Raw genomic sequence first — 275 nt, 5'->3', positions numbered from 1 at the left:
CATTGAATCTATCGAACGTACGTGCTATGTTAGGTTCAATGAGGTAAGAATAATAATGAAATTTTTACGAGTTAGTCAAGTATCGGAATTAACAGGTTTGCATCCGAGTAGTCTCAGGAGAATGCTGGTGGAACACGCTACGATTCAGAAGAACAAATTTTTCATTAAAGGAGTTAAATTCTGATGATATTGGCGAAGAAAGTTAGATTGATTCCAACGCCTGAACAAGAAAAAGTGCTTAGAAACCATGCTGGCGCTGCAAGATTCGCTTATAA

1 protein-coding gene is annotated in these 275 nt (G+C 37.5%); it reads left to right on the top strand.

Translation table 11 applies throughout. The features are described from left to right. Positions 1-183 precede the first annotated feature (183 nt). A partial coding sequence (locus COE49_RS27065) for a helix-turn-helix domain-containing protein (protein WP_176523464.1) occupies positions 184-275 on the top strand: 92 nt, incomplete at its 3' end.

It is taken from the genome of Bacillus sp. AFS029637, assembly GCF_002584985.1.
In the GTDB taxonomy this organism is placed as follows: Bacteria; Bacillota; Bacilli; order Bacillales; family Bacillaceae_G; genus Bacillus_A.
This window is presented reverse-complemented; position numbering and strand designations above follow the sequence as displayed.